This is a genomic window from Pantoea sp. PNT03, from assembly GCF_014852515.1.
GTDB classification, from domain to species: domain Bacteria; phylum Pseudomonadota; class Gammaproteobacteria; order Enterobacterales; family Enterobacteriaceae; genus Pantoea; species Pantoea leporis.
Map to the genome: position 1 here is coordinate 602980 of NZ_JACVBT010000001.1, position 22936 is coordinate 625915.

Here is a 22936-nt window from a genome sequence, read left to right on the forward strand (position 1 = left end):
CATCCGTTTTGCCCGTAATAGCGTGCAATCAACAGCTCAGAAGAGATGGAGTGCAACATGGCACAGGCATTACTGAAAACCGTTGTCGACAATCCCTTCCCGCACGTTACCGGGCAGGGCAACAAGGTGCTGTCGGTGCAGGGATTGTGCAAAGCGTACGGCGCCAACCAGGTGCTGGATAACGTCAGCTTCGATCTGCATGCGGGCGAGCTGGTGGCGGTGATTGGCCGCTCGGGCGCAGGCAAATCGACACTGTTACACATGCTCAACGGCACCATCAGCGCTTCGCAGGGCGCGATCCTCAGCAATCGCCACGGCGAAGTGGATCGCGATGTGGTGACGCTGAACAGCCGCCAGATGCGCGAGTGGCGCAGCGAATGCGGCATGATCTTCCAGGACTTCTGTCTGGTGCCGCGCCTCGACGTGCTGACCAACGTGCTGCTGGGTCGTTTAAGCCAGACCTCGACGCTGAAATCGTTCTTTAAAGTCTTCTCCGAAACAGACCGCGCCCGCGCAATCGAACTGCTGCAGTGGATGAACATGCTGCCGCAGGCGCTGCAGCGTGCGGAAAATCTCTCTGGCGGCCAGATGCAGCGCGTAGCGATTTGCCGGGCGCTGATGCAGAACCCGCGCATTTTGCTGGCGGACGAACCGGTGGCGTCACTCGATCCGAAAAACACCAAGCGCATCATGGACGTGCTGCGTCAGGTGAGCGAGCAGGGCATCAGCGTAATGGTGAACCTGCACTCAATTGAATTGGTAAAAAGCTACTGCACCCGCGTCATCGGTATTCAGCGCGGCAAAGTGCTGTTTGATGGACATCCTTCCCGGTTGACCGACGGCCTGATGCATGAGCTGTACGGCGACGAAATTAACCAGCTCCACTAACTCCCACAGCAAGAGAAAACCTAAGAATGAAACTGACTTCTTTAGCTTTACTGACTATTGCGATGGCATTTGGCGCAAACGCAGCGGATGCACCAAAAGAGTTGAACCTCGGGATTCTTGGCGGCCAGAATGCCACGCAGCAGATTGGTGATAACCAATGCGTGAAAGATTTCTTCGATAAAGAGCTGCAGGTGGATACCAAACTGCGCAACTCGTCTGACTATTCAGGCGTGATTCAGGGCTTGCTGGGCAACAAAATCGACCTGGTGCTGAGCATGTCGCCCGCCTCGTTTGCCTCGGTTTACCTGCAGAATCCGAAAGCGGTGGATGTGGTGGGCATCGTGGTGGACGACAAAGACGGTTCGCAGGGTTATCACTCGGTGGTGATCGTGAAAGCCGACAGCCCGTACCAAAAGCTGGAAGACCTGAAAGGCAAATCGTTCGGCATGGCCGATCCGGATTCCACTTCCGGCTTCCTGATGCCGAACCAGGCGTTCAAGAAAGAGTTTGGCGGCACGGTGGACGATAAGTACAACAACACCTTCTCTAGCGTCACCTTCTCCGGCGGTCACGAGCAGGACATCCTCGGCGTGCTGAACGGCCAGTTCGAAGGCGCAGTAACTTGGACGTCGCTGATTGGTGACCGCGAAACCGGTTATACCTCGGGTGCCTTTGGTCGTTTGATTCGTATGGATCATCCAGACCTGATGAAGCAGATCCGCATTATCTGGCAGTCGCCGCTGATCCCGAACGGTCCGATTCTGGTGAGCAACAATCTGCCCGCTAACTTCAAAGCGAAAGTGGTGGCCACCATCAAGAAACTGGATAAAGAAGATCACGGCTGCTTTGTTAAAGCGGTTGGCGGTGCCCAGCACATCGGCCCGGCTACCGTGGCGGATTACCAGAATATCATCGATATGAAGCGTGATTTGATGAAGGGTACGCGCGGTTAATTTAGTTGGTGCTGGCTGTCCCCCATCCCGGCCTTCCCCCACAAGTGGGGGAAGGAGATGCTGCCACATGCGACTTCGGAGCTGCATTTTGCAGCATCTTCCTCCCCCATTAATGGGGGAGGACCGAGGAGGGGGACAGCGAGCACCATCCAGCGAGCACCATCCAGCACGCACCCTCCCAACCAACAGGAATCCCCCCTTGACCGATTTCGAACACTACTACCAACGCATCCGCCGCCAGCAAAAGCGCGACTCGCTGCTGTGGTCGCTGCTGTTACTGGCGCTCTATCTGGCCGCGGGCAAGATGGCGGAATTTAACCTGCTCACCGTCTGGCAGTCGCTGCCACACTTTTTCGATTACATTGGCGAAACCCTGCCGGTGCTGCATCTCCCGCTGCTGTTCGCTGACGGCAAAACCGAGGGTTCGCTGGCCTATTGGGGTTATCGCCTGCATTTCCAGCTGCCGCTAATCTGGGAAACCTTACAACTGGCGCTGTCGTCCACCATCGTGGCGGTGGCGGTGGCTGGCGTGCTGGCATTCTTCGCCGCCGATAACACCCAAACGCCGCGCAGCCTGCGCATGGCGATCCGCGCGTTTGTCGCCTTCCTGCGCACCATGCCCGAACTGGCGTGGGCGGTGATGTTCGTGATGGCGTTTGGCATTGGGGCCATTCCCGGCTTCCTCGCCCTGGCGCTGCACACCGTCGGTAGCCTGACCAAACTGTTCTACGAAGCGATTGAGAGCGCCTCGGATAAACCGGTGCGCGGCCTCGCGGCGTGCGGTGCCAGCAAACTGCAGCGCATGCGCTTTGCCTTCTGGCCGCAGGTCAAACCAACGTTTCTCTCCTACAGCTTTATGCGTCTGGAGATCAACTTCCGCTCCTCCACCATCCTCGGGTTGGTCGGTGCGGGCGGTATCGGGCAAGAGCTGATGACCAATATCAAACTCGATCGATACGATCAGGTCAGCATTACGCTGTTGCTGATCATTGTGGTGGTGTCGCTGCTGGATACGCTATCCGGCTGGCTGCGTCGCCGCGTAGTGGAAGGAGACGTATCATGATCGCCCTAGCGCCGGACGTCGCCAAACTCAAGCAGGAGCATGCCGCCCTGTTTGCCGCGCAAAACCGCTATCTGCGCCGCGTCGCGCTGGTGGCGCTGGCCATCGCGCTCTATTACCTGTTCTTTTTCGAGTTTTTTGGCATTGAGTGGAGCCGTTTTTTCATTGGCTGCCAGCAGCTCAGCCGCTATTTCCTGCGTATGTTTGTCTGGCAGGATTTCCTCAACTGGCCGTTTGCTTACTACTTCACGCAGGTCGGGATTACGCTGGCGATTGTGTTTTCCGGCACGTTGACCGCGTCACTGATCGCCTTGCCGGTCTCGTTCCTGGCGGCGCGCAACGTGATGCACGATCCGCTGATGCGTCCGATTGCGCTGGTGGTGCGTCGCGTACTGGATGTGCTGCGCGGCATCGATATGGCGATTTGGGGGCTGATCTTCGTGCGTGCCGTCGGCATGGGACCGCTGGCTGGTGTGCTGGCGATCGTGATGCAGGATGTCGGCCTGCTCGGCAAACTCTACGCCGAAGGGCACGAAGCGGTGGAGCGTTCGCCGAGTCGCGGTCTCAGCGCGGTAGGCGCGAACAGCCTGCAAAAACATCGCTACGGCATTTTCACTCAATCGTTCCCGACCTTCCTCGCGCTCAGCCTGTATCAGATTGAGTCCAACACCCGCTCCGCAGCGGTGTTGGGCTTTGTTGGCGCGGGTGGCGTCGGCTTGGTGTATGCCGAGAACATGCGTTTATGGAACTGGGATGTGGTGATGTTCCTGACCCTGATTCTGGTGGCGGTGGTGATGATTATGGATGTGGTCTCCAGCAAGCTGCGTAAACGTTACATCACGGGGAAAGGGGTGCCGTTGTGGCAGCCTGCCGCGCGCGACTGAGCCGTTCACTGCGCTGCCAGGCGCGCTCCAGCGCCTGCACCAGCTGCGCCTGATGCCAGGGTTTTGCCAGCCGCTCACACAGTGGCAGCGTGACCTGCGTCTGGCGCAGATCCTGACCGCTGATCAACACCGTTGCCAGATGCGGCCACTGCGCCTGCGCCTGGCGAATCACATCCGCGCCGTTAATGCCGCCCGGCAGCATCAAATCACTGATGAACAGATCGATATCCGGCGTCTGGCGCAGCAGCCTCAGCGCGCTTTCGCCGTCGCCACACTCCAGCGTCAGATAACCCAGCTGATGCAGATGTTCGCACAGCGTTTGCCGCACCGTCGGTTCATCATCCAGCACCAACACCAGCCGATCGTTGCTGGCCTGCGGCACCAGCGGCGGCGGCACGCTGAGCGGTTGCGCCGCTTCGGGCGCGCGCGGTAATAACAGCCGCACGGTGGTGCCTTGTCCTGGCGCGGTTTCCAGCTCAATCTGGCCGCCGGATTGCCGCACAAAGCCATACACCATGGATAAGCCCAAACCGCTGCCGCTGCCGATGGCTTTGGTGGTGAAGAACGGCTCAAACACCTGTTCACGCACCTCGGCCGACATGCCGCAGCCGTGATCGATCACTTCAATGGTAACGCGATCGCGCTTGCCGTCGGCTTCCTGTTTGCGCTGATTCCAGATACGCAGGCGGATTTCGCCGCTCTGCTGCGCCATGGCATCGCGCGCGTTGACCACCAGATTGATCAGCGCGTTCTCCAGCTGTCCGGCATCGATCCACGCTGGCCAGCCAGGACGCTGCGCATCAATCACCAAATGCTGACCGGGCAGCAGCGCGTGCTGCAGCAGCGAATGCAGATTATCCACCAGCTCCACCACCGACACCGCGCGCGGATAGAGCGCCTGCTTACGTGAGAAGGCCAGCAAGCGCTGCGTCAGCTGCGCCGCACGGTCGGCGGCCTGACGTGCGCGTTCGATGCGGCTGGCGAGCGTGCCGGGCGGCAGCTGATCGACGGTTAACGCCAGGCTGCCAATGATCACCGCCAGCAGATTATTGAAGTCGTGCGCCAGTCCGCCGGTCAGCTGTCCCACCGCTTTCATCTTCTGGCTGTGCAGCAGCGCTTCCTCCAGCGCCTTGCGCGTGGTGCGCTCCAGCACGGTATTTACCATGCCGCGCCGCGGCACCGGGCTGAAGCGCAGCTCCAGCGTGCGGCCATCCGCCAGCCGTACTTCCTGCGCATCGGCTAAGCCGTTGAGCTCGACATCAACGCGTTTTAATAGCTGCTGATAGTGCAAACCGCGATGCAGTTCACGCGGCGCGATGCCGAGCAGCTCGGCATATTGCGCATTCCATACCACCAGCTGACCGCTGTTATCGAACAGCGCAAAGCCGTCGCGCATGGCGAGAAAGGTCGATTCCAGCTGGTTGCTTTTCTCTTTTAGCAGGCGCGACGTGTGCGCCAGCGACGCTGTATTGCGCGCAAACACGTTGAAGGCGCGCGCCAGATCGCCCAGCTCATCGCGCCGCGCCAGGCCCGGCACGTTGACGCTCTTTTCACCCTGCGCCAGCCGCGTCATGGCGTGGGCGATGGCGGTCAGACTCGAACCGAGATTGCGGTAAATGTAGTAACCGGCGTAACCGGTGATCAGCAGCGCCAGCAACATAAACAGGCCGATAAAGCCGATGATCGAATCCAGCTCTTCATGCGTCACCGCGCTGCGTGCGTCACTCTGTTGCGCCACCTGCTGCACGTAATGGGTGATGTCATCGTTGAGCATCGCCACCAGCGCTTTGATGCGATAAGTCGCGTAGGCGATGGCGATATCACTCTGCTCCAGCTGCTGCGCCACCGGCTGCAAATCCGTGCTGGTGGCGATCAGCCGCTGCACCTGGGTATTCAGCGCGCCGTTGAGCCTTAACGCTTGCCACTGACGCAGCACCGATTGCAGCTGCTGCACCGCGGCCTGTGGCGCGCTGGATTGAATCGCCACGCTGAATAAGCTGTGGGTTTGCTGACGCAGCGCGGCAGAAGGGGAATCGGTGCGCGTAAGCAGGTCAATGCGATTGAGTAACAGCTGCGATTGCCACAAGCCGCTCAGCATCACGTTGCGCTGCAGATGGCGCTGATGCCCGGCGCGCAGCAATTGATTAATGGTTTGTTCCAGCGTCTGGCTGCGCTCACGAATACGCGCTAGCAGCTGCGGCTGCTGTGCCGCCAGCGGCGCACTTGCCAGCAAGCTCAGCGACTGTTGCAGTTCCCGCTGCGTTTGCTGCAGGCGCGCCGATTCGCTCTGATACTCCAGCGCGCCGACCACCTGCGATAACCGCACCGCCGCAATGGCCACATTGGCGGTGTCGCGCGCCAGCGCCAGGCTGCCGTTCATATCGGCCAGCGTTTGTGCCTGCGCCTGTTCCTGAATGTGACCTGCGTGGCGAAATCCAAAAATCGCGACCAGGCTCACCGCCAGCGTCACTGACATCACCAGCAGATTAAACAGCAGCAGGCGACTGCGCGCGCCCGCGTGCCAGTGCAGACTGTGACTCATGGCTGCCACTCCTTACCGCTCAACTGCTGGCGAGTATAGAAGCGCGATCGGGGCGAAATATGACAAATATGAATGGCCGCTGACATTTTCCATTTATCTAAGCAGGTTTTACTCGCTGCAACCTTTGCCAGCAGGAGTCTGTAAATGGATGCCACACCGATACTCTCCATGCGGGGAATCACCCGACGCTTCGGCAACTTCTATGCGCTCAAGGGCGTGGATCTCACGGTCTGGCCCGGTGAAGTGCATGCGCTGATGGGCGAAAACGGCGCGGGCAAAAGTACTTTGATGAAAATTCTGGCCGGCGCCTATACCGCCAGCAGCGGGGAAATTCTTATCGACGGCCAGCCGTATGTTATAAAAGGCCCAAAAGAGGCGTTGGCGGCGGGCATCACCCTGATTTATCAGGAGATCAATCTGGCACCCAATTTGACGGTGGCGGAGAACATCTTTCTCGGCAGTGAAATCACGCGTGGAGGCCTGGTGAAGCGTCGCCAGATGGCGGAAGAGGCGCAGCGGGTGATTGATCGCCTGGGTGCGCAGTTCAGCGCCACCGATCTCGTGAGCCGCCTGAGTATTGCCGAGCAGCAGCAGGTGGAAATCGCCCGCGCGCTGCACCGCAACAGCCGCATTCTGGTGATGGATGAGCCGACTGCCGCGCTCTCCAATCGTGAAACCGAGCAGCTGTTTGCGCTGATTAAACGGCTGCGCAGCGAAGGCATGGCGATTATCTACATCAGCCATCGCATGGCGGAAGTGTATGAGCTGTCGGATCGCGTGAGCGTGCTGCGCGATGGGCAGTACGTCGGCAGCCTGACGCGCGAGCAGCTCAACGCCAGCGAGCTGGTGCGCATGATGGTGGGGCGTCCGCTCAGCGATCTGTTCAACAAAGACCGCGATATTCCGCTCGGCGACATCCGTCTCGCCGTCAATCACCTGTGCGACAAAAACAAAGTGCGTCCCAGCAGCCTGTCGGTGCGTGCCGGCGAGATTGTCGGGCTGGCGGGGCTGGTCGGCGCCGGACGCAGCGAACTGGCGCAGCTGATTTTTGGCGTGCATCAACCGAGCGGCGGTGAGATCTGGATCGACGGCGTGAAAGTGCAGATTCACTCGCCGCGCGACGCCATCGCACGCGGCATCGGTTTTCTCACCGAAAACCGCAAAGAGCAGGGTTTGTTCCTCGAACTGGCGGCGCAGGACAACATTGTGATGGCGACGCTGGAGCGCGATGCCAGCTACGGCCTGCTCAATCGGCGCAAAGGGCAGAAGATTGCCAGCGAGGCGATTGATGCGCTGAACATCCGCGTGCCGCATGCGCAGGTGCGCGCGGGCGGCTTGTCCGGCGGCAATCAGCAGAAGCTGCTGATATCACGCTGGGTGGCGATTGCGCCGCGCATCCTGATTCTTGATGAGCCGACGCGCGGCGTTGATGTCGGCGCCAAGAGCGAAATCTACCGCATGATGCAGCAGATGGCGCAGCAGGGCGTGGCGATTTTAATGATCTCCAGCGAGTTACCGGAAGTGGTGGGCATGAGCGACCGCGTTTATGTGATGCGTGAAGGCGCCATCGCCGGTGAGTTGAGTGGGGCAGAGATTAGCCAGGAAAACATTATGACACTGGCCACCGGCGCGCAGCCGGTTCAGGCCTGAGGAGAGCGCAATGACCAGTGAATCCGCACGCGTAAAAAGTCCCACCCTCAAGCGCGCGTTAATGAGTGACCTGCTGCAAACCGTCGGCATCCTGCCGATTTTGATCCTGATCGTGGCGGTATTTGGCTTTGTCACGCCGAACTTCTTCACCGAGGGCAATCTGCTCAACATTACGCGTCAGGCCTCGATCAACATCGTGCTGGCGGCGGGCATGACCTTTGTCATTCTCACCGGCGGCATCGATTTGTCGGTCGGCTCGATGCTCGGCACCACGGCGGTGGTGGCGATGGCGGTGTCGCTCGATCCGGCATTTGCGTCACTGACGATCCCGGCGGCGTTAGGTGCCGGGCTGATTATGGGGTTATTCAACGGCATTCTGGTGGCGTGGGCGGGGCTGCCGCCCTTTATTGTCACGCTTGGTACCTACACCGCGATGCGCGGCTCGGCTTATCTGCTGGCCAACGGCACCACGGTGATCAACTCCGACATCAACTTTGAGTGGATAGGCAACGGCTATCTCGGGCCGGTGCCGTGGCTGATCATCATCGCTTTTGCGGTGATCGCGCTGTGCTGGTTCATTCTGCGCCGCACTACCTTAGGCGTACACATTTATGCCGTTGGCGGCAACGTGCAGGCGGCGCGCCTGACCGGCATCAAAGTCAGCGTGGTGCTGCTGTTTGTCTACGCCATGAGCGGCTTGCTGTCGGGGCTGGCCGGATTGATGAGCGCCTCGCGCCTCTACAGCGCCAACGGCAACCTTGGCGTCGGTTACGAGCTGGATGCGATAGCGGCGGTGATCCTCGGTGGCACCAGCTTTGTCGGCGGCATCGGCACCATCACCGGCACGCTGATTGGTGCGCTGATTATCGCCACGCTGAATAACGGGATGACGCTGATGGGCGTCTCCTATTTCTGGCAGTTAGTGATTAAGGGCGCGGTGATCATTATCGCGGTGTTGATCGATAAGTACCGGACGCGGCATCACGTGGGTTGAGTTACAAGGTGCTGGCTGTTTTAGAAGGTGCTGGCTGTCCCAGACTGTGCTGGCTGTCCCCCTCCTCGGTCCTCCCCCACAAGTGGGGGAGGAAGATGCTGCCATATGCTCGTACTGAAGCTGCATGTGGCAACGTCTCCTTCCCCCGCTTGCGGGGGAAGGCCGGGATGGGGGACAGCGAGCACTAATCATAAAAACCAAAAAGCAGGAGAACATCGACTATGCGTTTTAATCCGATTCTAACCGGACTGCTGGCGGCTACGCTTCTGAGCGCGCCATTGGTGCAGGCCAAAGAGCTGAAATCCATTGGTGTGACCGTCGGCGATCTCGCCAACCCGTTCTTCGTGCAGATCACCAAAGGTGCCGAGCTGAAAGCGCGTGAACTGGCGGGCGACAAGGTCAACGTGACGCTGGTCTCCAGCGGCTACGATCTCGGCCAGCAGGTGGGGCAGATTGACAACTTCATCGCCGCTAAAGTGGACATGATCATCCTTAACGCCGCCGATTCCAAAGGTATCGCGCCCGCGGTAAAACGTGCGCGTGATGCCGGGATTGTGGTGGTGGCGGTCGACGTGGCGGCAGACGGCGCTAACGCCACTATCACCTCCGATAACACCGCCGCTGGCGCCATGGCGTGTAAATACATCTCCGACCGCCTGAAGGCCAAAGGCAACGTGGTGATCATCAATGGACCGCCGGTTTCTGCGGTGCAGAACCGTGTCGAAGGCTGCATGACCGAGCTGAAAACCCATCCGGACATCAAGCTGCTCTCCTACAACCAGAACGCCAAAGGCAGCCGCGAAGGTGGCCTCGAAGTGATGACCGGCCTTCTGTCGGCCAATCCAAAGATTGATGCAGTGTTCGCGATTAACGACCCAACGGCGATTGGTGCCGATCTGGCGGCGAAACAGGCGCAGCGCAATGAGTTCTTTATTGTCGGCGTCGATGGATCGCCAGACGGTGAAGAGGCGCTGAAACGCAAAGGCTCGCTGTTCGTGGCCACGCCAGCGCAGGACCCGCAGGTGATGGCGGCGAAAGCGGTGGAGATCGGCTATGACATCCTGCAGGGCAAGCCCGCGCCAGATAAGCCGGTGCTGATTCCGGTGACGATGATCGATCGTAACAGCGTCAGCAGCTACAAAGGCTGGACGGTGAAGTAATCAGCCGCTGTCCCTCACCCTAACCCTCTCCCATAAATGGGATAGGGGACAAATAGCGCCCTCTCCTGCTTGCGGGAGAAGGCTGGGGTGAGGGCCAGCGTGGAAAGGAGGTGAAGATGCAACGCTCAGAAGTGAATGCGATCCTACAACGCACCCGCGAATTCTTTATGCGTCAGGATGTGCATCTGCCGCCGTGGGCCGATTACGGCCTCAGCCAGTGGCGCGCGCTCGATAAACATGACGCCGATGAACTGCTGGCGCTGCATCTTGGCTGGGATGTCACCAGCTTCGGCGCTGACGATTTCAATCAAACCGGTTTAACCCTGTTCACACTGCGCAACGGTTCGCGGGGTGGTCAGCCGTGGGCCAAACCTTATGCCGAAAAAATCATGCATGTGCGCGAAGGGCAGGTCACGCCGCTGCATTATCACCCGCAAAAGATGGAAGACATTATCAATCGCGGCGGCGGCAATCTGATCGTCACGCTGCATAACCGTGCGGGCAATCAGCTGGCTGATACGGCGGTTAACGTCACACTCGATGGCATCCGCCAAACCCACGCCGCCGGTTCGCAGCTGCGTTTATCGCCGGGCGAAAGCGTTACCTTGTTGCCGGGCATCTGGCACAGCTTTTGGGGCGAAGAGGGCTACGGCGATGTGCTGGTGGGTGAAGTCTCGATGCCCAATGACGACGAACATGACAATGTGTTTCTCACGCCGCTGGCGCGCTTCAATCCGCTGGATGAAGATGAAGCACCGCGCTGGCTGCTGTGTAACGAATATCACCGCTGGCTGGCCTAAAGGAGCCTGATATGGCACTGATTTCACTGGCGCAGGGTTTGGCCCATGCGCAACAGAACGGCTACGCGCTTGGCGCGTTTAACGTCCTCGACACCCATTTCCTGCGCGCGCTCTATCAGGCCGCTGAGCGGCAGCGCTCGCCGTTTATTATCAGCATCGCTGAAGTGCATTTTAAGTATGTCAGCCTCGAGCATTTGGTCGCCGCGGTGCGTACCGAAGCGGCGCTGCACGCTATTCCGGTGGTGCTGCATCTCGATCATGGCCTGCATTTTGAGGCGGTGATGCAGGCGATTCGCCTTGGCTTCACCTCGGTCATGTTCGATGGATCGACGCTCAGCTACGAGGAGAACGTGCGCCAGACGCGCGAGGTGGTGAAGATGTGTCACGCGCTCGGCGTGTCGGTGGAGGCCGAACTCGGTGCGGTGGGCGGCGATGAAGGCGGTGCGCTGTTTGGCGAGGCCGATAGCGATAAATTTACCGATCCGGCGCAGGCCGCTGATTTTGTGCACTCCACCGGCATTGATTGCCTGGCGGTGGCGATTGGCAATGCGCACGGCAAATACAAAGGCGAACCCAAACTCGACTTCGACCGGCTGGCAGCGATTCGCGCGACGGCCGGCATTCCGCTGGTGCTGCATGGCGGTTCCGGCATTAGCGACGGGGATTTCCGCCGCGCCGTCAGCCTTGGCATCAACAAAATCAATTTCTATACCGGCATGTCGCAGGCGGCGCTCGGGGCGATTGAAGCGCAGATCGCCCAGCGCGATGCGCGCTACGACGCCTTTGCTGAGTTGTTGATGGCGGTAGAGCGCGACATCGCCAACGTGGTGGCGCAGCAGATGCAGGTATTCGGCAGCGCCGGGAGGGCATAATCGCATGGTGCGTAACGGAATCATCGGTGCCGGCAGCATGCTGGTGGATCACGTGCAGCGCATCAGCCATTGGCCGGAACAAGGCTGGCTAACCGAGATTCAGCACAGCGAGAAGTGCAGCGGCGGCGCGGCGCTCAACGTGCTGTTTACGCTGGCGCGCATGCAGCTGAATCTGCCGCTGGCGGGCGTCGGCATGGTGGGCGAGGACAGCGACGGCGATTACATTCTGCAACTGCTGGACGATCATCACATCGACCGCCAGTTTGTGCAGCGCATCGCAAGCATCAATACGGCGATGACGCAGGTGATGACCACGCCGGATGGCCAGCGCACCTTCTTCCATGCGCGCGGCGCCAATGGCAAGCTCGATCTGGCGCACTTCGCCGACGTCTTCACGTCCCATCGCATCTTTCATCTCGGTTATCTGCTGCTGCTGGATAGCCTTGATGTGCCGGACGATCAATACGGCACGCGCAGCGCACGGCTGCTGGCACAGATGCAGCAGCGCGGCTATCTCACTTCACTCGACTTGGTATCGCGCGTGAGCGAATATCGTCCGCTGGTGGTACCTGCGCTGCGCTGGCTCGATTATCTGGTGATTAACGAACTGGAGGCGCAATCGCTCACCGGCATCAGTTTGCGCACGCCGCACGGGCTTGCCGCACCGACTGCGTTTGCCGAGGCGGCGACATGGCTAATGCAGCAAGGCGTACGTCAGCGGGTGGTGATCCACGCACCCGAAGGCGCGTGGGGCCAGCAAGCGGACGGCGAAGGGCGCTGGCAACCGGCGTGGTGCTTAGCGCCAGAAGAGATCGTCGGCAGCGTGGGGGCGGGCGATGCGTTTTGCGCCGGTGTGCTCTATGCCAGCCATGAAGACTGGTCGCTGACGGAAACGCTGAAGCTGGCGCACACCTGCGCCTGCTTTAATCTGCATGCCGCCAACGCGCTGGACGGCACGCGGCCATTAGCCGAGATGCAGCGCTGGATGGATCAGGCGATTTGCGTTTCACGTGCCGAAGAGGCCGGACGCATCACGTCGGCGGAGAAAACATAGCCGAGACCGCGAATGGTGCGGATCAGGCTCGGTTGATGCGGATTGATTTCTATCTTGCGTCGCAGCCGCATAATCAGCACATCAATAGTGCGATCAAACACCTCAAGGCTTTCGCTGTGCGTCAGTTCGAGCAGCTGATCGCGGGTTAATACTTTGCGCGCATGCGCCACCAGCGCGCGCAGCAGCGTGTATTCACCTTGCGTTAGCGGCACGCTTTCGCGTTGTGGATTGAACAGCTGGCAGCGCGCATCGTCGAGGCGCCAGCCGTTAAATTGCCAACCTTCATCCGCTAACGCTTCCGGCTGCACCAGCCGTCCGCAGCGTCGCAGCGCCGCGCGTGCCCGAGCCACTACCACGCGCGGATTGAACGGTTTAGCGATGTAATCATCCGCGCCCATCTCCAGCCCCACCACCATATCCGCTTCCGAACCCATGCCGGTCAACATGATCACTAGCAGATCGGGACGCTGCCGCTGCATCTGTTGCAGCACCAGCAAGCCGTTGGTGTCTGGCAGCATCATATCCAGCATCACCAGTGAAATTTCCGGGTGTAGCGTGAGCAGGGCTAGCGCATCTTTACCCTGATGGCAGCAATAAACGGTAAATACATGTTCATTCAACACATCGTGCAGCAATTCGCACACTGCACGATCATCATCGACCACCAGAATCGCGGGCTTCATGGATGCGCCTCTTTTGTTACGAAAGGGTTAAAAGCAGTGTAACCCGATGTTTTTTACCTGCTGATTAAGGCAACAGAAACGTGAGCGCCATCGCCTGGCAGAGTGCGGAAGCGTGCAGTGCCGCACTCTTTTTGCCAAACCATCGTCAGGTAGGAAAACGATTGCGCGGCGCTGGTGCAATGCACCATAATCGCGCCTCATTCTGGTTCAGAATAATCTTAGCCGCAGCCGCAAATGAAAACGTAATCGATTGCGTAGGGGAGTGGCATAGCTATTGCTATAAGGACAGGGGAAAGCGCAAGGTTTCACAACCTGTTGTCCAGTTTGCTTCGCTTTCAAAACAACAATAAGCATGTAAACCACATTGGCAAGGAGCGCGCGCATTCGTGCCGACTCCGCTCATGAGAGATGATGATGTTAGAAAAACTCTTCAAACTAAAAGCGCACAACACCACGGTTCGCACCGAAATCATTGCGGGTATCACCACCTTCCTGGCAATGGCTTACATCCTGTTTGTTAACCCGAGCATTCTCGGCGCAACCGGCATGGATAAAGGTGCGGTCTTCGTGGCGACCTGTCTGGCGGCGGCGATTGGCTGTGTGTTAATGGGCCTGATCGCTAACTATCCGATTGCACTTGCACCGGGCATGGGCCTCAACGCCTTCTTCACCTATACCGTGGTGCTGCATATGGGTTACACCTGGCAAGTCGCGCTGGGCGCGGTGTTCTTGTCGGCGGTGATCTTCTTTGCCATGTCGCTTTTCAAAATTCGTGAGTGGATTATTAACAGCATTCCGCTGCCGCTGCGTGCCGGTATTGGTGCCGGTATCGGTCTGTTCCTGGCGATTATCGCGCTGGAAGGCGCGGGTATCGTAGTGGATAACCCAGCAACGCTGGTTGGCCTGGGCGACCTGACCAAACCGGGTCCGCTGCTGGCGCTGCTCGGCTTCTTCATCATTGTGGTGCTGGAAGCGCGTCGCGTTACCGGTGCGGTGCTGATCGGCATTCTGGTGGTGACCTTCATTTCTATGGGCATTGGCCTGACGCCGTTTGGTGGCGTGTTCTCCGCTCCGCCCTCTATCGCGCCAACCTTTATGCAGCTGGATATCGCCGGTGCCTTTAACGTCGGTTTGGTGAGCGTAATCTTCGCTTTCCTGTTCGTGGACGTGTTCGATAACACGGGCACCTTGCTGGGTGTGACCAAGCGCGCCGGTCTGGCAGATGAGCAGGGCAACGTGCCAAAAATGGGCCGTGCGTTGATCGCAGATAGCGCCGCCGCGCTGTTCGGCTCGCTGCTTGGTACTTCAACCACCACCAGCTATGTGGAATCTGCTGCCGGCGTCAGCGCCGGTGGCCGCACCGGCCTGACGGCGATTGTGGTGGCGATTCTGTTTCTGCTGAGCCTGTTCTTCTCGCCGCTGGCGGGCAGCGTACCGGTTTATGCCACCGCGCCAGCGCTGCTGTTTGTGGCGGTGCTGATGGCGTCTGGCCTGGCGGATATTGACTGGAAAGATATCACCACCGCCGCGCCGGTAACCGTGACCGCGCTGACCATGCCGCTGACCTACTCGATCGCCAACGGTATTGCGTTCGGTTTCATCACCTGGACGGTGGTGAAACTGCTGAGCGGCCGCACTAAAGAGGTCAACCCGGCGCTGATCATTCTGTCGATACTGTTTGTTATCAAACTGGGCTGGCTGAGCGCGTAAATGTTACTTAACGGAAGCCCGCTCGGGCTTCCGTGTCTGCTGTTGCATCCCTTCGTTTATTTTCTGCGTGACATTTCGCAATCCTTTTTGATGCTCACTTTCCTTCCCTCTCAAAACAGCCCAGGCTGTGCGTGTTATTTGAACCTGCCCGCAAAAAATGTGCTGTGAATGGCGGGATCGTGGAATGTTAACGCTGCGCAAATCTGTTTCACTAACAGTGAGGTGGAAAGATTGAGCAGCGCGATGGAAGAGGATTCGGTGATGGATTACCCCATTAGCACGGCAACTCGAGTGTTCCCACCGCTTATTTTTGACGTTGGTAACAAAGGAGATCATCAAATGGAACAACTTACCAAACGGGTTGAAGAGCTGGAAAAAACCACGCAGCAGATTCAGACAGATGTTGCGGTGCTAACCGCGCGTTCAGAGCATTTTGCGACTAAAGCGGATATCGAAAAGGTCAGAGCCGAGCAGGGCGTGATGCGTGTGGAGATTATGGGCGAGCTGGGGGCGCTTGAACAACGTCTCGATAAAAAGTTTGAGCGGATGGAGGATCAACTCAACCCGAAGTTCGACAAAATTGATCTAATATTTGAAAGAATTGACCAAAGATTTGAAAGAATTGACCAAAGATTTAACCAGCTGGAGGATAAAATATCTGCCTTCAATAACAGCATCACCTGGAAAATCATGATACCGACCGGCCTTCTGGTGCTGGCGTGGTTTGTGCAGAATATCGTTTTGAAAATGTCATGACGCGCTTTACTGCACGATTCCGGCCCTTCATGGGCCGGAACTCATCATGATTACCTAAACGGCGGCTCGTTAAAGGTTCTCAGCTTCCTCGAATGCAGCTTGTCGCCTTCAGCTCGCAGCAGTTCTACCGCGCAGATGCCAATCTGCAGGTGCTCAGAGATTGCGCCCTCATAGAAGCGGTTTGCCTGGCCCGGTAGCTTGATCTCGCCATGCAGCGGTTTATCGGATACGCATAGCAAGGTGCCGTAAGGCACGCGGAAGCGATAACCCTGCGCGGCGATGGTGGCGCTCTCCATATCAACCGCTACGGCGCGGCTCAGGTTGAAGCGCAGCGCCGAAGCGGAGTAGCGCAGCTCCCAGTTACGGTCATCGGTGGTGACCACGGTGCCGGTGCGCAGGCGCTGTTTAACTTCTTCGCCGGGCATGCCGCTGACCGCTTTGGTGGCGTCATACAGTGCGCGTTGCACTTCGGCGATGCTCGGGATTGGGATATCTGGCGGCAGTACGCTATCCAGTACGTGGTCGTCGCGCAGGTAGGCATGCGCCAGCACATAGTCGCCGATGGTCTGGCTTTCGCGCAGTCCACCGCAGTGGCCAATCATCAGCCAGGCGTGCGGACGAATCACCGCCAGGTGGTCACAGATGGTTTTGGCATTGGATGGCCCCACGCCGATGTTCACCAGCGTAATGCCGCGACGATTCGGTGATGTCAGGTGCCAGGCGGGCATTTGGTGCTTCTTCCACGCCAGATCGGACATCATCGCCGTCGGGTCTTGCGTATCGGCGGTGATCACCACTTCACCGGCGCAGGCCAGGCTGTCGTAAGGCGTGGTGGGATCCTGCACCTGCTCAATCGCCCAGCGCACGAACTCATCGACGTAGCGCGTGTAGTTGGTAAACAGCACGAACGGCTGAAAGTGCTCTACACTCGTGCCGGTGTAGTGGCGCAGGCGTGCCAGTGAGAAATCGGTGCGCAGGGCGTCAAAGTGCGACAGCGGGAAAATCGCATTGGCGTGGAACAGGCCGTCGGCGGTTTCATCACCGATTTGCGACAGTTCGGTGGTGGGGAAATGGCGTGCGATGCTGGCGCTCATTGAGCGGTCCAGTGACAAGCCGTCAATCACATAAGGATAAGGAATTTCCTGCTGTGAAGGCGCGACCTCAATCAGCACGTCGTACTCCTTCTCCAGCATCTGCAGCTGCTCGCTGAGATAGTGGCGCAGCAGCGCCGGGCGCGTGATGGTGGTGCTGTAGCTGCCGGTATGGGTAAAACGTCCCCACGCGCGGGTGCGATTTTGCTGCGGACCTTCACCCAGCCAGGTGATGCGCAGCTGCGGATAAACAAACAGCCCTTGCTGACGCGCGGCCTCATCCGGCAACTGTCCGGTGGCAGTGAAATCGCGAATGGCGTTGCGCAGCGCGTCAACGGCTGCATCGTACAGGCGTTCTAGTTCGTCCAGCGCTTGCTGGCTGCTCAATCCGTTCCGTTGTGTATTCATGGGTTCTCCTTCAGAAACATGGACCGTTTTCACCAGAGCATAGCGGATAAACCCTTCGCTACGATGAACAATCTGTGATCGACCGCATTCTGCACCATCACGGTGCTGGTGCGTGGCGTAACCGCGGCTATGTTTATGATCAGCAGGGATGTTACATCGCGTGTCTCCTGTTCTGGAGCGATGCCCGAGTAATAAACCGTCCACCTTCGCGGTATTGGCGAGCTTATTGCTTAGTTTTCAACCGTGGCCTTAATGAATCTATCCGGTTCTTAAAGTAGGTTGCCATAAATGGCGACTCTTCGGGTGTTGGAGGCCGCACTCTGTTCTGCCGAAGTTTCAGAAATTGATTTCTCCCAGGCCGTGGTATGGCTCCGTTCCTGACCCGTTGAGGATTGAAAGCATGTCTTTGAAATTCATAAAACACCCAATGAAGGTGGCGATTGCAGGTTGTTTAAGCGTGGCCTTTTACGCTCAGGCAGATATTAAAATTGGTGTGGCGGGTCCGTTCTCTGGGCCTAATGCGACGTACGGCGCGCAATACTGGAAAGGCGCAAGCCAGGCCGCGGAGGATATCAATGCGTCAGGCGGCATCAACGGCGAGAAAATCGTGCTGGTGCAGGGCGACGACGCGTGTGAACCGAAGCAGGCGGTATCCGTCGCTAACCGACTGGTCGATCAGGATAAAGTGATGGCGGTGGTCGGCCACTTCTGCTCCTCATCCACCATGCCCGCCTCGGAAGTCTATGATGAGGCCGGCGTTTTAGCGATCACGCCCGGATCCACCAACCCAAAAATTACCGAACGCGGCATGAAAACCCTATTCCGCATGTGTGGTCGTGATGACCAGCAAGGCGCCATCGCCGCGGATTACATCATCGACAAACTGAAAGCGAAGAAAGTGGTCATCATTCATGACAAAGACACTTACGGCCAGGGTTTGGCGGATGCCACCAAAGCCTCACTTGAGAAGCGCGGCGTAAAAGAAGTGCTGTATGAAGGGTTGTCGCGCGGTGAGAAAGATTTCAATGCGCTGGTAACCAAGATCGGCGCGCTGAAACCGGACGTGGTCTATTTCGGCGGCTGTCATCCGGAAGCCGGTCCGCTTGTGCGCCAGATGCGTGAGCAGGGCGTCAATGCGGCTTTCTTCTCCGGTGACTGCATTGTGACGGAAGAGATGGTGACGGCAGCAGGCGGCCCGCAATATACCAAAGGCGTCTACATGACCTTCGGCAACGATCCGCGCACCATCGCCGATGGCAAAGCGGTTATCGACAAATTCCGCGCCGGCGGATTTGAGCCAGAAGGTTACACCCTGTATGCCTACGCCTCCGTGCAGACGCTGGCCGCCGCTTACAAAGCAGCCGGTAAAGACAACGCCAAGGCCAGCGACTGGCTGAAAGCCAACAGCGTCGATACCGTCATGGGCAAAAAAGCCTGGGACAGTAAAGGCGATCTCAAGGTGTCGGATTACGTCGTGTATCAATGGGACGACAAAGGCAAGTATCACCAGCTGTAATGTGCCACGCGGCCCCGCGCAGTGCGGGGCCATTCGCGATTGAGCGCGAGGTGTGCGCTCCCATTGAGTACGAGACGACATTATGGACGCCTTTTTCTTACAGCAGCTGATCAACGGTTTAACGCTCGGTGCCGTGTATGGCCTGATCGCCATCGGTTACACCATGGTTTACGGCATTATCGGCATGATCAACTTCGCCCACGGCGAGGTGTATATGATCTCCGCCTATCTGTGTGCCATTGGCTTATCGCTACTCAGCTTTTTTGGCATTCACTCCTTCCCGCTACTGATATTCGGCACCTTAATCTTCACCATTATCGTCACCTCGGCTTACGGCTGGGCGATTGAGCGCATCGCCTATCGACCGCTGCGCAACTCGACGCGCCTTGCGCCGCTGATTTCAGCGATCGGCATGTCACTGATTTTGCAGAACTATGTGCAACTCAGTCAGGGGCCAAATCAGCAGGGCATTCCGACGTTGCTGACCGGCGTGTTGCGCATGGAATTTGATGGTGGCGTGGTGCAAATCACCTGGACCAAAATCTTCATCCTGATCGCGGCGTTTTGCGGCATGGCGCTGCTGACCTGGATTATCCAGTACACCAAACTCGGGCGTATCTGCCGCGCAGTGCAGCAGGATCGGCGCATGGCTTCCATTCTCGGCATCAATACCGATCGCGTTATCTCGCTGGTGTTTGTGATTGGTGCGGCGATGGCGGGATTAGCTGGCGTGCTGGTGACCATGAATTACGGCACCTTTGATTTTTACGCCGGATTTATCATTGGCATCAAAGCGTTCACCGCCGCAGTGCTCGGCGGCATCGGTTCGCTGCCGGGCGCGATGCTTGGAGGATTGCTGCTGGGCGTCGCGGAAGCGCAGTTCGCCGGGATGGTGAATTCTGACTACAAAGATGTGTTCTCGTTTTCGCTGCTGGTGGTGATTTTGATCTTCCGCCCGCAAGGACTGCTGGGACGTCCGCTGGTCGCTAAAGTGTGAGGAAGCCTCGATGAATGCAATGACGCAAAATCCTGTGCGCCAGGCGCTGCTCGATACGCTGCTGGCGGGGTTAGTGGCGCTGGTGGTATTTGGTCCGATTGTTGGCGTGGTGCTCGACGGTTACAGCTTCAAACTGTCGCCACAGCGCGTGGCGCTGCTGGTGGCGGTGGTGATGGCGGGGCGTTTGCTGTTCAGTTTGTTTCTGCACGCGCCTGTTGGTCAGCGCATCATGCGCAAGTTTGCCAGCAGCGATGACGGGGTTTACGTGCGCGAGCCCGGCTATCGTTCGCGTTTGCGCTGGATATTGCCGCTGCTGCTGATCGTGGCGCTGGCCTTTCCGTTTCTCTCCAGTAAATATCTGCTGACGGTGGCGATTCTCGGCCTGATTTATGTGCTGCTCGGGTTGGGCTTGAATATTGTGGTTGGGCTCGCCGGATTACTTGATCTCGGCTACGTGGCTTTTTATGCCATCGGAGCGTACGGCCTGGCGCTTGGCTATCAATATTTCGGATTGGGTTTCTGGAGCATGCTGCCGCTGGCGGCGCTGCTGGCAGCTTTTGCTGGCGCGCTGCTCGGGTTCCCGGTGCTGCGCATGCACGGCGATTATCTGGCGATCGTTACGCTCGGCTTTGGTGAAATCATTCGTCTGGTGCTGACCAATTGGGTCGCCTTTACCGGCGGCCCGAACGGGGTTTCCGTGCCGTCGCCGACCTTCTTTGGCCTCGAGTTTGCCCGCCGCGCGCGCGATGGCGGCGTGCCGTATCACGAGTTTCTGCACGTCACTTACAACCCGAATATGAAATTTATCTTTATCTATGTTGTGCTGGTTCTGGTGGTGTTGCTGGTGCTGTGGATCAAGCATCGCCTGACGCGTATGCCGATTGGCCGCGCCTGGGAAGCGCTGCGTGAAGAAGAGATTGCCTGCCGCGCGATGGGGCTTAACCATGTGTTGGTTAAGCTTTCAGCCTTTATGTTGGGCGCGTCAACGGCGGGCATCGCCGGAGTGTTTTTTGCCAGCTATCAGGGCTTCGTTAATCCCACCTCGTTTACCTTTTTTGAGTCGGCGCTGATTCTCGCCATTGTGGTGCTCGGTGGGATGGGATCGACGCTCGGCGTGGTGCTGGCGGCGTTTGTGCTGACGGTGGCACCGGAACTGCTGCGCAGCTTTGCCGAATACCGCGTGCTGCTGTTCGGCATGCTAATGGTGCTGATGATGATCTGGCGGCCACGTGGGCTGGTGCGCACCGCACGCGTTGGCGTGCCACTGCGAAAAGGAGTGCGCCATGAGTGATGCCATCCTGCAAGTGGACAACCTGATGATGCGCTTTGGCGGCATCAAGGCGCTGAATGACGTCAGCCTGGCGGTGGAGCGCGGTTCGGTGACCTCATTAATTGGTCCTAACGGTGCCGGTAAAACCACGGTGTTCAACTGCCTGACCGGTTTTTATCGCGCCACCGGCGGACGCATTGTGCTTAACGCCAATCAGCGCAGCACTGATGTGATTCAGGTGCTGGGGCAAAAAATTCATGCAGGTGACTGGATCAATCCTACACGGCTCGGCTCGCGGCTTTGGTACAAGATGTTTGGCGGCGCGCATCTGGTGAACCGCGCCGGGCTGGCGCGTACCTTTCAAAATATCCGGCTGTTCCGCGAAATGTCGGTGATTGAGAATCTGCTGGTAGCTCAGCATATGCAGGTCAATCGTCAGCTGCTGGCGGGCGTGCTGAACACGCGCGGCTACCGTGAAGCAGAAAATCGCGCGCTGGATCGCGCTTTTTACTGGCTGGAAAACGTCGATTTGGTCGCCAGCGCCAACCGCCTGGCGGGTACGCTCTCTTACGGTCAGCAACGGCGGCTGGAGATCGCGCGCGCCATGTGTACGCGACCGGAACTGATTTGTCTGGATGAACCGGCGGCTGGGCTGAATCCGGTGGAAACCGAGGCGTTGAGCGCGATTTTACATCGTCTGCGCGCCGACCATCGCATCAGCGTGTTGCTGATTGAACACGACATGTCAATGGTGATGCGCATTTCCGATCACATCGTAGTGCTCGATCATGGCGATGTGATTGCCCAGGGCACGCCGCAGCAAATTCGTCACGATCCCAAAGTGATTGCCGCCTATCTCGGCGCAGAAGAGGAGAGCGATCATGGCTGAACCGATGCTGGCTTTTGAGCAAGTCGATGTGTTTTACGGTCCTTTGCAGGCGTTGAAACAGGTGTCGTTGACGGTGAATCAGGGCGAAACCGTGGCGCTGATCGGCGCTAACGGCGCGGGAAAATCCACGCTGCTAATGTCGATCTTTGGTCAGCCGCGCATTGCCAGCGGCGAGATTCGCTTGCGCGGCGAAGCGATCAGCCAGCGTTCGACGCATTTCATCGCGGCCAGCGGCATTGCGCAGGCTCCGGAAGGACGACGCATCTTTCCTGATATGACGGTGGAAGAGAACCTGCTGATGGGCACCATCGCTATCGGCGAACGTTTTGTTAAAGAGGACAAAGATCGCATGTATCAGCTGTTTCCGCGCCTGCTGGAGCGGCGTAAGCAGCGCGCCATGACGCTCTCGGGCGGCGAGCAGCAGATGCTGGCGATTGCGCGCGCGCTGATGAGTCGACCCAAACTGTTGCTGCTCGACGAACCCAGCCTTGGCCTCGCGCCGATCGTGGTGAAGCAGATCTTTGGCATTCTGCGCGAGTTGACCCAGCAAGGCATGACGCTGTTTCTGGTGGAGCAGAATGCCCGCCATGCATTGCAGCTAGCCGATCGCGGCTATGTGATGGTGAACGGTGAGATTCGCCTGAGCGGCAGCGGCGCAGAGCTGCTCAATAATGACGACGTGCGCAGCGCCTATTTGGGCGGCGCAGTCGATCCTGCGGTGGTGGCGACAAAAAGTTTGTAATAATGATTAAATGGTGA

At 58.4% G+C, this 22936-nt stretch carries 21 protein-coding genes; 18 read left to right on the top strand and 3 right to left on the bottom strand.

The features are described 5' to 3' along the window. Positions 1-57 precede the first annotated feature (57 nt). The 4 genes from phnC to phnE (IB226_RS02850) all read left to right on the top strand — a co-directional run bounded on the left by phnC (position 58) and on the right by phnE (IB226_RS02850) (position 3785). Positions 58-888 (top strand): phosphonate ABC transporter ATP-binding protein, encoded by an 831-nt coding sequence (gene phnC / locus IB226_RS02835; RefSeq protein WP_110868350.1) that lies wholly within the window; start codon positions 58-60, stop codon positions 886-888. Between the two features lie 26 nt (positions 889-914). Continuing rightward, positions 915-1841 (top strand): phosphonate ABC transporter substrate-binding protein, encoded by a 927-nt coding sequence (gene phnD / locus IB226_RS02840; RefSeq protein ID WP_192233486.1) that lies wholly within the window; start codon positions 915-917, stop codon positions 1839-1841. 199 nt (positions 1842-2040) lie between these two features. Further along, a complete protein-coding gene (gene phnE, locus IB226_RS02845; RefSeq protein WP_192233488.1) occupies positions 2041-2904 on the top strand; it encodes a phosphonate ABC transporter, permease protein PhnE in 864 nt (287 codons plus the stop codon). After that, positions 2901-3785, top strand: a complete 885-nt coding sequence (phnE, locus tag IB226_RS02850; protein ID WP_192233491.1) for a phosphonate ABC transporter, permease protein PhnE — start codon at positions 2901-2903, stop codon at positions 3783-3785. Before phnE (IB226_RS02845) ends, phnE (IB226_RS02850) begins: the two co-directional genes overlap by 4 nt. On the opposite strand, the gene IB226_RS02855 is transcribed toward phnE (IB226_RS02850), so the two are convergent. After that, positions 3739-6327 carry an ATP-binding protein gene (locus IB226_RS02855; protein WP_192233493.1) on the bottom strand — a complete coding sequence of 863 codons (2589 nt, stop codon included), beginning with the start codon at positions 6325-6327 and terminating at the stop codon, positions 3739-3741. The genes phnE (IB226_RS02850) and IB226_RS02855 overlap by 47 nt on opposite strands. 144 nt (positions 6328-6471) lie before the next feature. On the opposite strand from IB226_RS02855, the gene IB226_RS02860 reads away from it, so the two are divergent. From IB226_RS02860 to IB226_RS02885, 6 genes are all read left to right on the top strand, one after another. Then, the gene (locus IB226_RS02860) at positions 6472-7977 is read left to right on the top strand and encodes a sugar ABC transporter ATP-binding protein (protein WP_192233495.1); all 1506 of its coding nucleotides are present in this window, start codon (positions 6472-6474) and stop codon (positions 7975-7977) included. A gap of 10 nt (positions 7978-7987) precedes the next feature. Beyond that, positions 7988-8971 carry a ribose ABC transporter permease gene (locus tag IB226_RS02865; RefSeq protein WP_192233497.1) on the top strand — a complete coding sequence of 328 codons (984 nt, stop codon included), beginning with the start codon at positions 7988-7990 and terminating at the stop codon, positions 8969-8971. A gap of 221 nt (positions 8972-9192) precedes the next feature. Then, on the top strand, positions 9193-10131 hold the full coding sequence (locus IB226_RS02870; protein ID WP_101762808.1) for an ABC transporter substrate-binding protein: 939 nt from the start codon (positions 9193-9195) through the stop codon (positions 10129-10131). Between the two features lie 116 nt (positions 10132-10247). Then, positions 10248-10931, top strand: a complete 684-nt coding sequence (locus IB226_RS02875; protein WP_110868355.1) for a D-lyxose/D-mannose family sugar isomerase — start codon at positions 10248-10250, stop codon at positions 10929-10931. An 11-nt stretch (positions 10932-10942) separates the two neighbouring features. Next, complete coding sequence (locus tag IB226_RS02880) at positions 10943-11803, top strand: ketose 1,6-bisphosphate aldolase (RefSeq protein ID WP_192233499.1); 861 nt, start codon at positions 10943-10945, stop codon at positions 11801-11803. A 4-nt stretch (positions 11804-11807) separates the two neighbouring features. Next, the gene (locus IB226_RS02885; RefSeq protein ID WP_192233501.1) at positions 11808-12857 is read left to right on the top strand and encodes a carbohydrate kinase family protein; all 1050 of its coding nucleotides are present in this window, start codon (positions 11808-11810) and stop codon (positions 12855-12857) included. On the opposite strand, the gene IB226_RS02890 is transcribed toward IB226_RS02885, so the two are convergent. Continuing rightward, positions 12794-13540: a response regulator gene (locus tag IB226_RS02890; protein ID WP_137386058.1), complete on the bottom strand. Its 747-nt coding sequence runs from the start codon at positions 13538-13540 to the stop codon at positions 12794-12796. The two genes, IB226_RS02885 and IB226_RS02890, sit on opposite strands and share 64 nt — an antisense overlap. A gap of 80 nt (positions 13541-13620) precedes the next feature. Between IB226_RS02890 and IB226_RS02895 the strand changes: the two genes are divergently transcribed. From IB226_RS02895 to IB226_RS02905, 3 genes are all read left to right on the top strand, one after another. Then, the gene (locus IB226_RS02895) at positions 13621-13890 is read left to right on the top strand and encodes a hypothetical protein (RefSeq protein ID WP_192233503.1); all 270 of its coding nucleotides are present in this window, start codon (positions 13621-13623) and stop codon (positions 13888-13890) included. 61 nt (positions 13891-13951) lie between these two features. Next, complete coding sequence (locus IB226_RS02900) at positions 13952-15250, top strand: NCS2 family permease (protein ID WP_008105472.1); 1299 nt, start codon at positions 13952-13954, stop codon at positions 15248-15250. A gap of 261 nt (positions 15251-15511) precedes the next feature. Further along, positions 15512-16006, top strand: a complete 495-nt coding sequence (locus tag IB226_RS02905) for a hypothetical protein (protein WP_225608144.1) — start codon at positions 15512-15514, stop codon at positions 16004-16006. 50 nt (positions 16007-16056) lie between these two features. Here IB226_RS02905 and IB226_RS02910 read toward each other — a convergent pair whose 3' ends face one another. After that, positions 16057-17505, bottom strand: coding sequence for an AMP nucleosidase (locus IB226_RS02910; protein WP_110868358.1), 1449 nt, complete (start codon positions 17503-17505; stop codon positions 16057-16059). Between the two features lie 400 nt (positions 17506-17905). Here IB226_RS02910 and IB226_RS02915 point away from each other — a divergent pair, with 400 nt between their 5' ends. The 5 genes from IB226_RS02915 (at position 17906) to IB226_RS02935 (ending at position 22919) form a co-directional block, all read left to right on the top strand. Further along, positions 17906-19021 (top strand): branched-chain amino acid ABC transporter substrate-binding protein, encoded by a 1116-nt coding sequence (locus tag IB226_RS02915; protein WP_192233505.1) that lies wholly within the window; start codon positions 17906-17908, stop codon positions 19019-19021. A gap of 82 nt (positions 19022-19103) precedes the next feature. Continuing rightward, a complete protein-coding gene (locus IB226_RS02920) occupies positions 19104-20018 on the top strand; it encodes a branched-chain amino acid ABC transporter permease (protein WP_008105462.1) in 915 nt (304 codons plus the stop codon). 10 nt (positions 20019-20028) lie between these two features. Further along, positions 20029-21309: a high-affinity branched-chain amino acid ABC transporter permease LivM gene (livM, locus tag IB226_RS02925; protein WP_192233507.1), complete on the top strand. Its 1281-nt coding sequence runs from the start codon at positions 20029-20031 to the stop codon at positions 21307-21309. Next, complete coding sequence (locus IB226_RS02930; protein ID WP_192233509.1) at positions 21302-22177, top strand: ABC transporter ATP-binding protein; 876 nt, start codon at positions 21302-21304, stop codon at positions 22175-22177. Before livM ends, IB226_RS02930 begins: the two co-directional genes overlap by 8 nt. Beyond that, the gene (locus tag IB226_RS02935; protein ID WP_192233511.1) at positions 22170-22919 is read left to right on the top strand and encodes an ABC transporter ATP-binding protein; all 750 of its coding nucleotides are present in this window, start codon (positions 22170-22172) and stop codon (positions 22917-22919) included. Before IB226_RS02930 ends, IB226_RS02935 begins: the two co-directional genes overlap by 8 nt. The last annotated feature ends 17 nt before the right edge of the window (positions 22920-22936 follow it).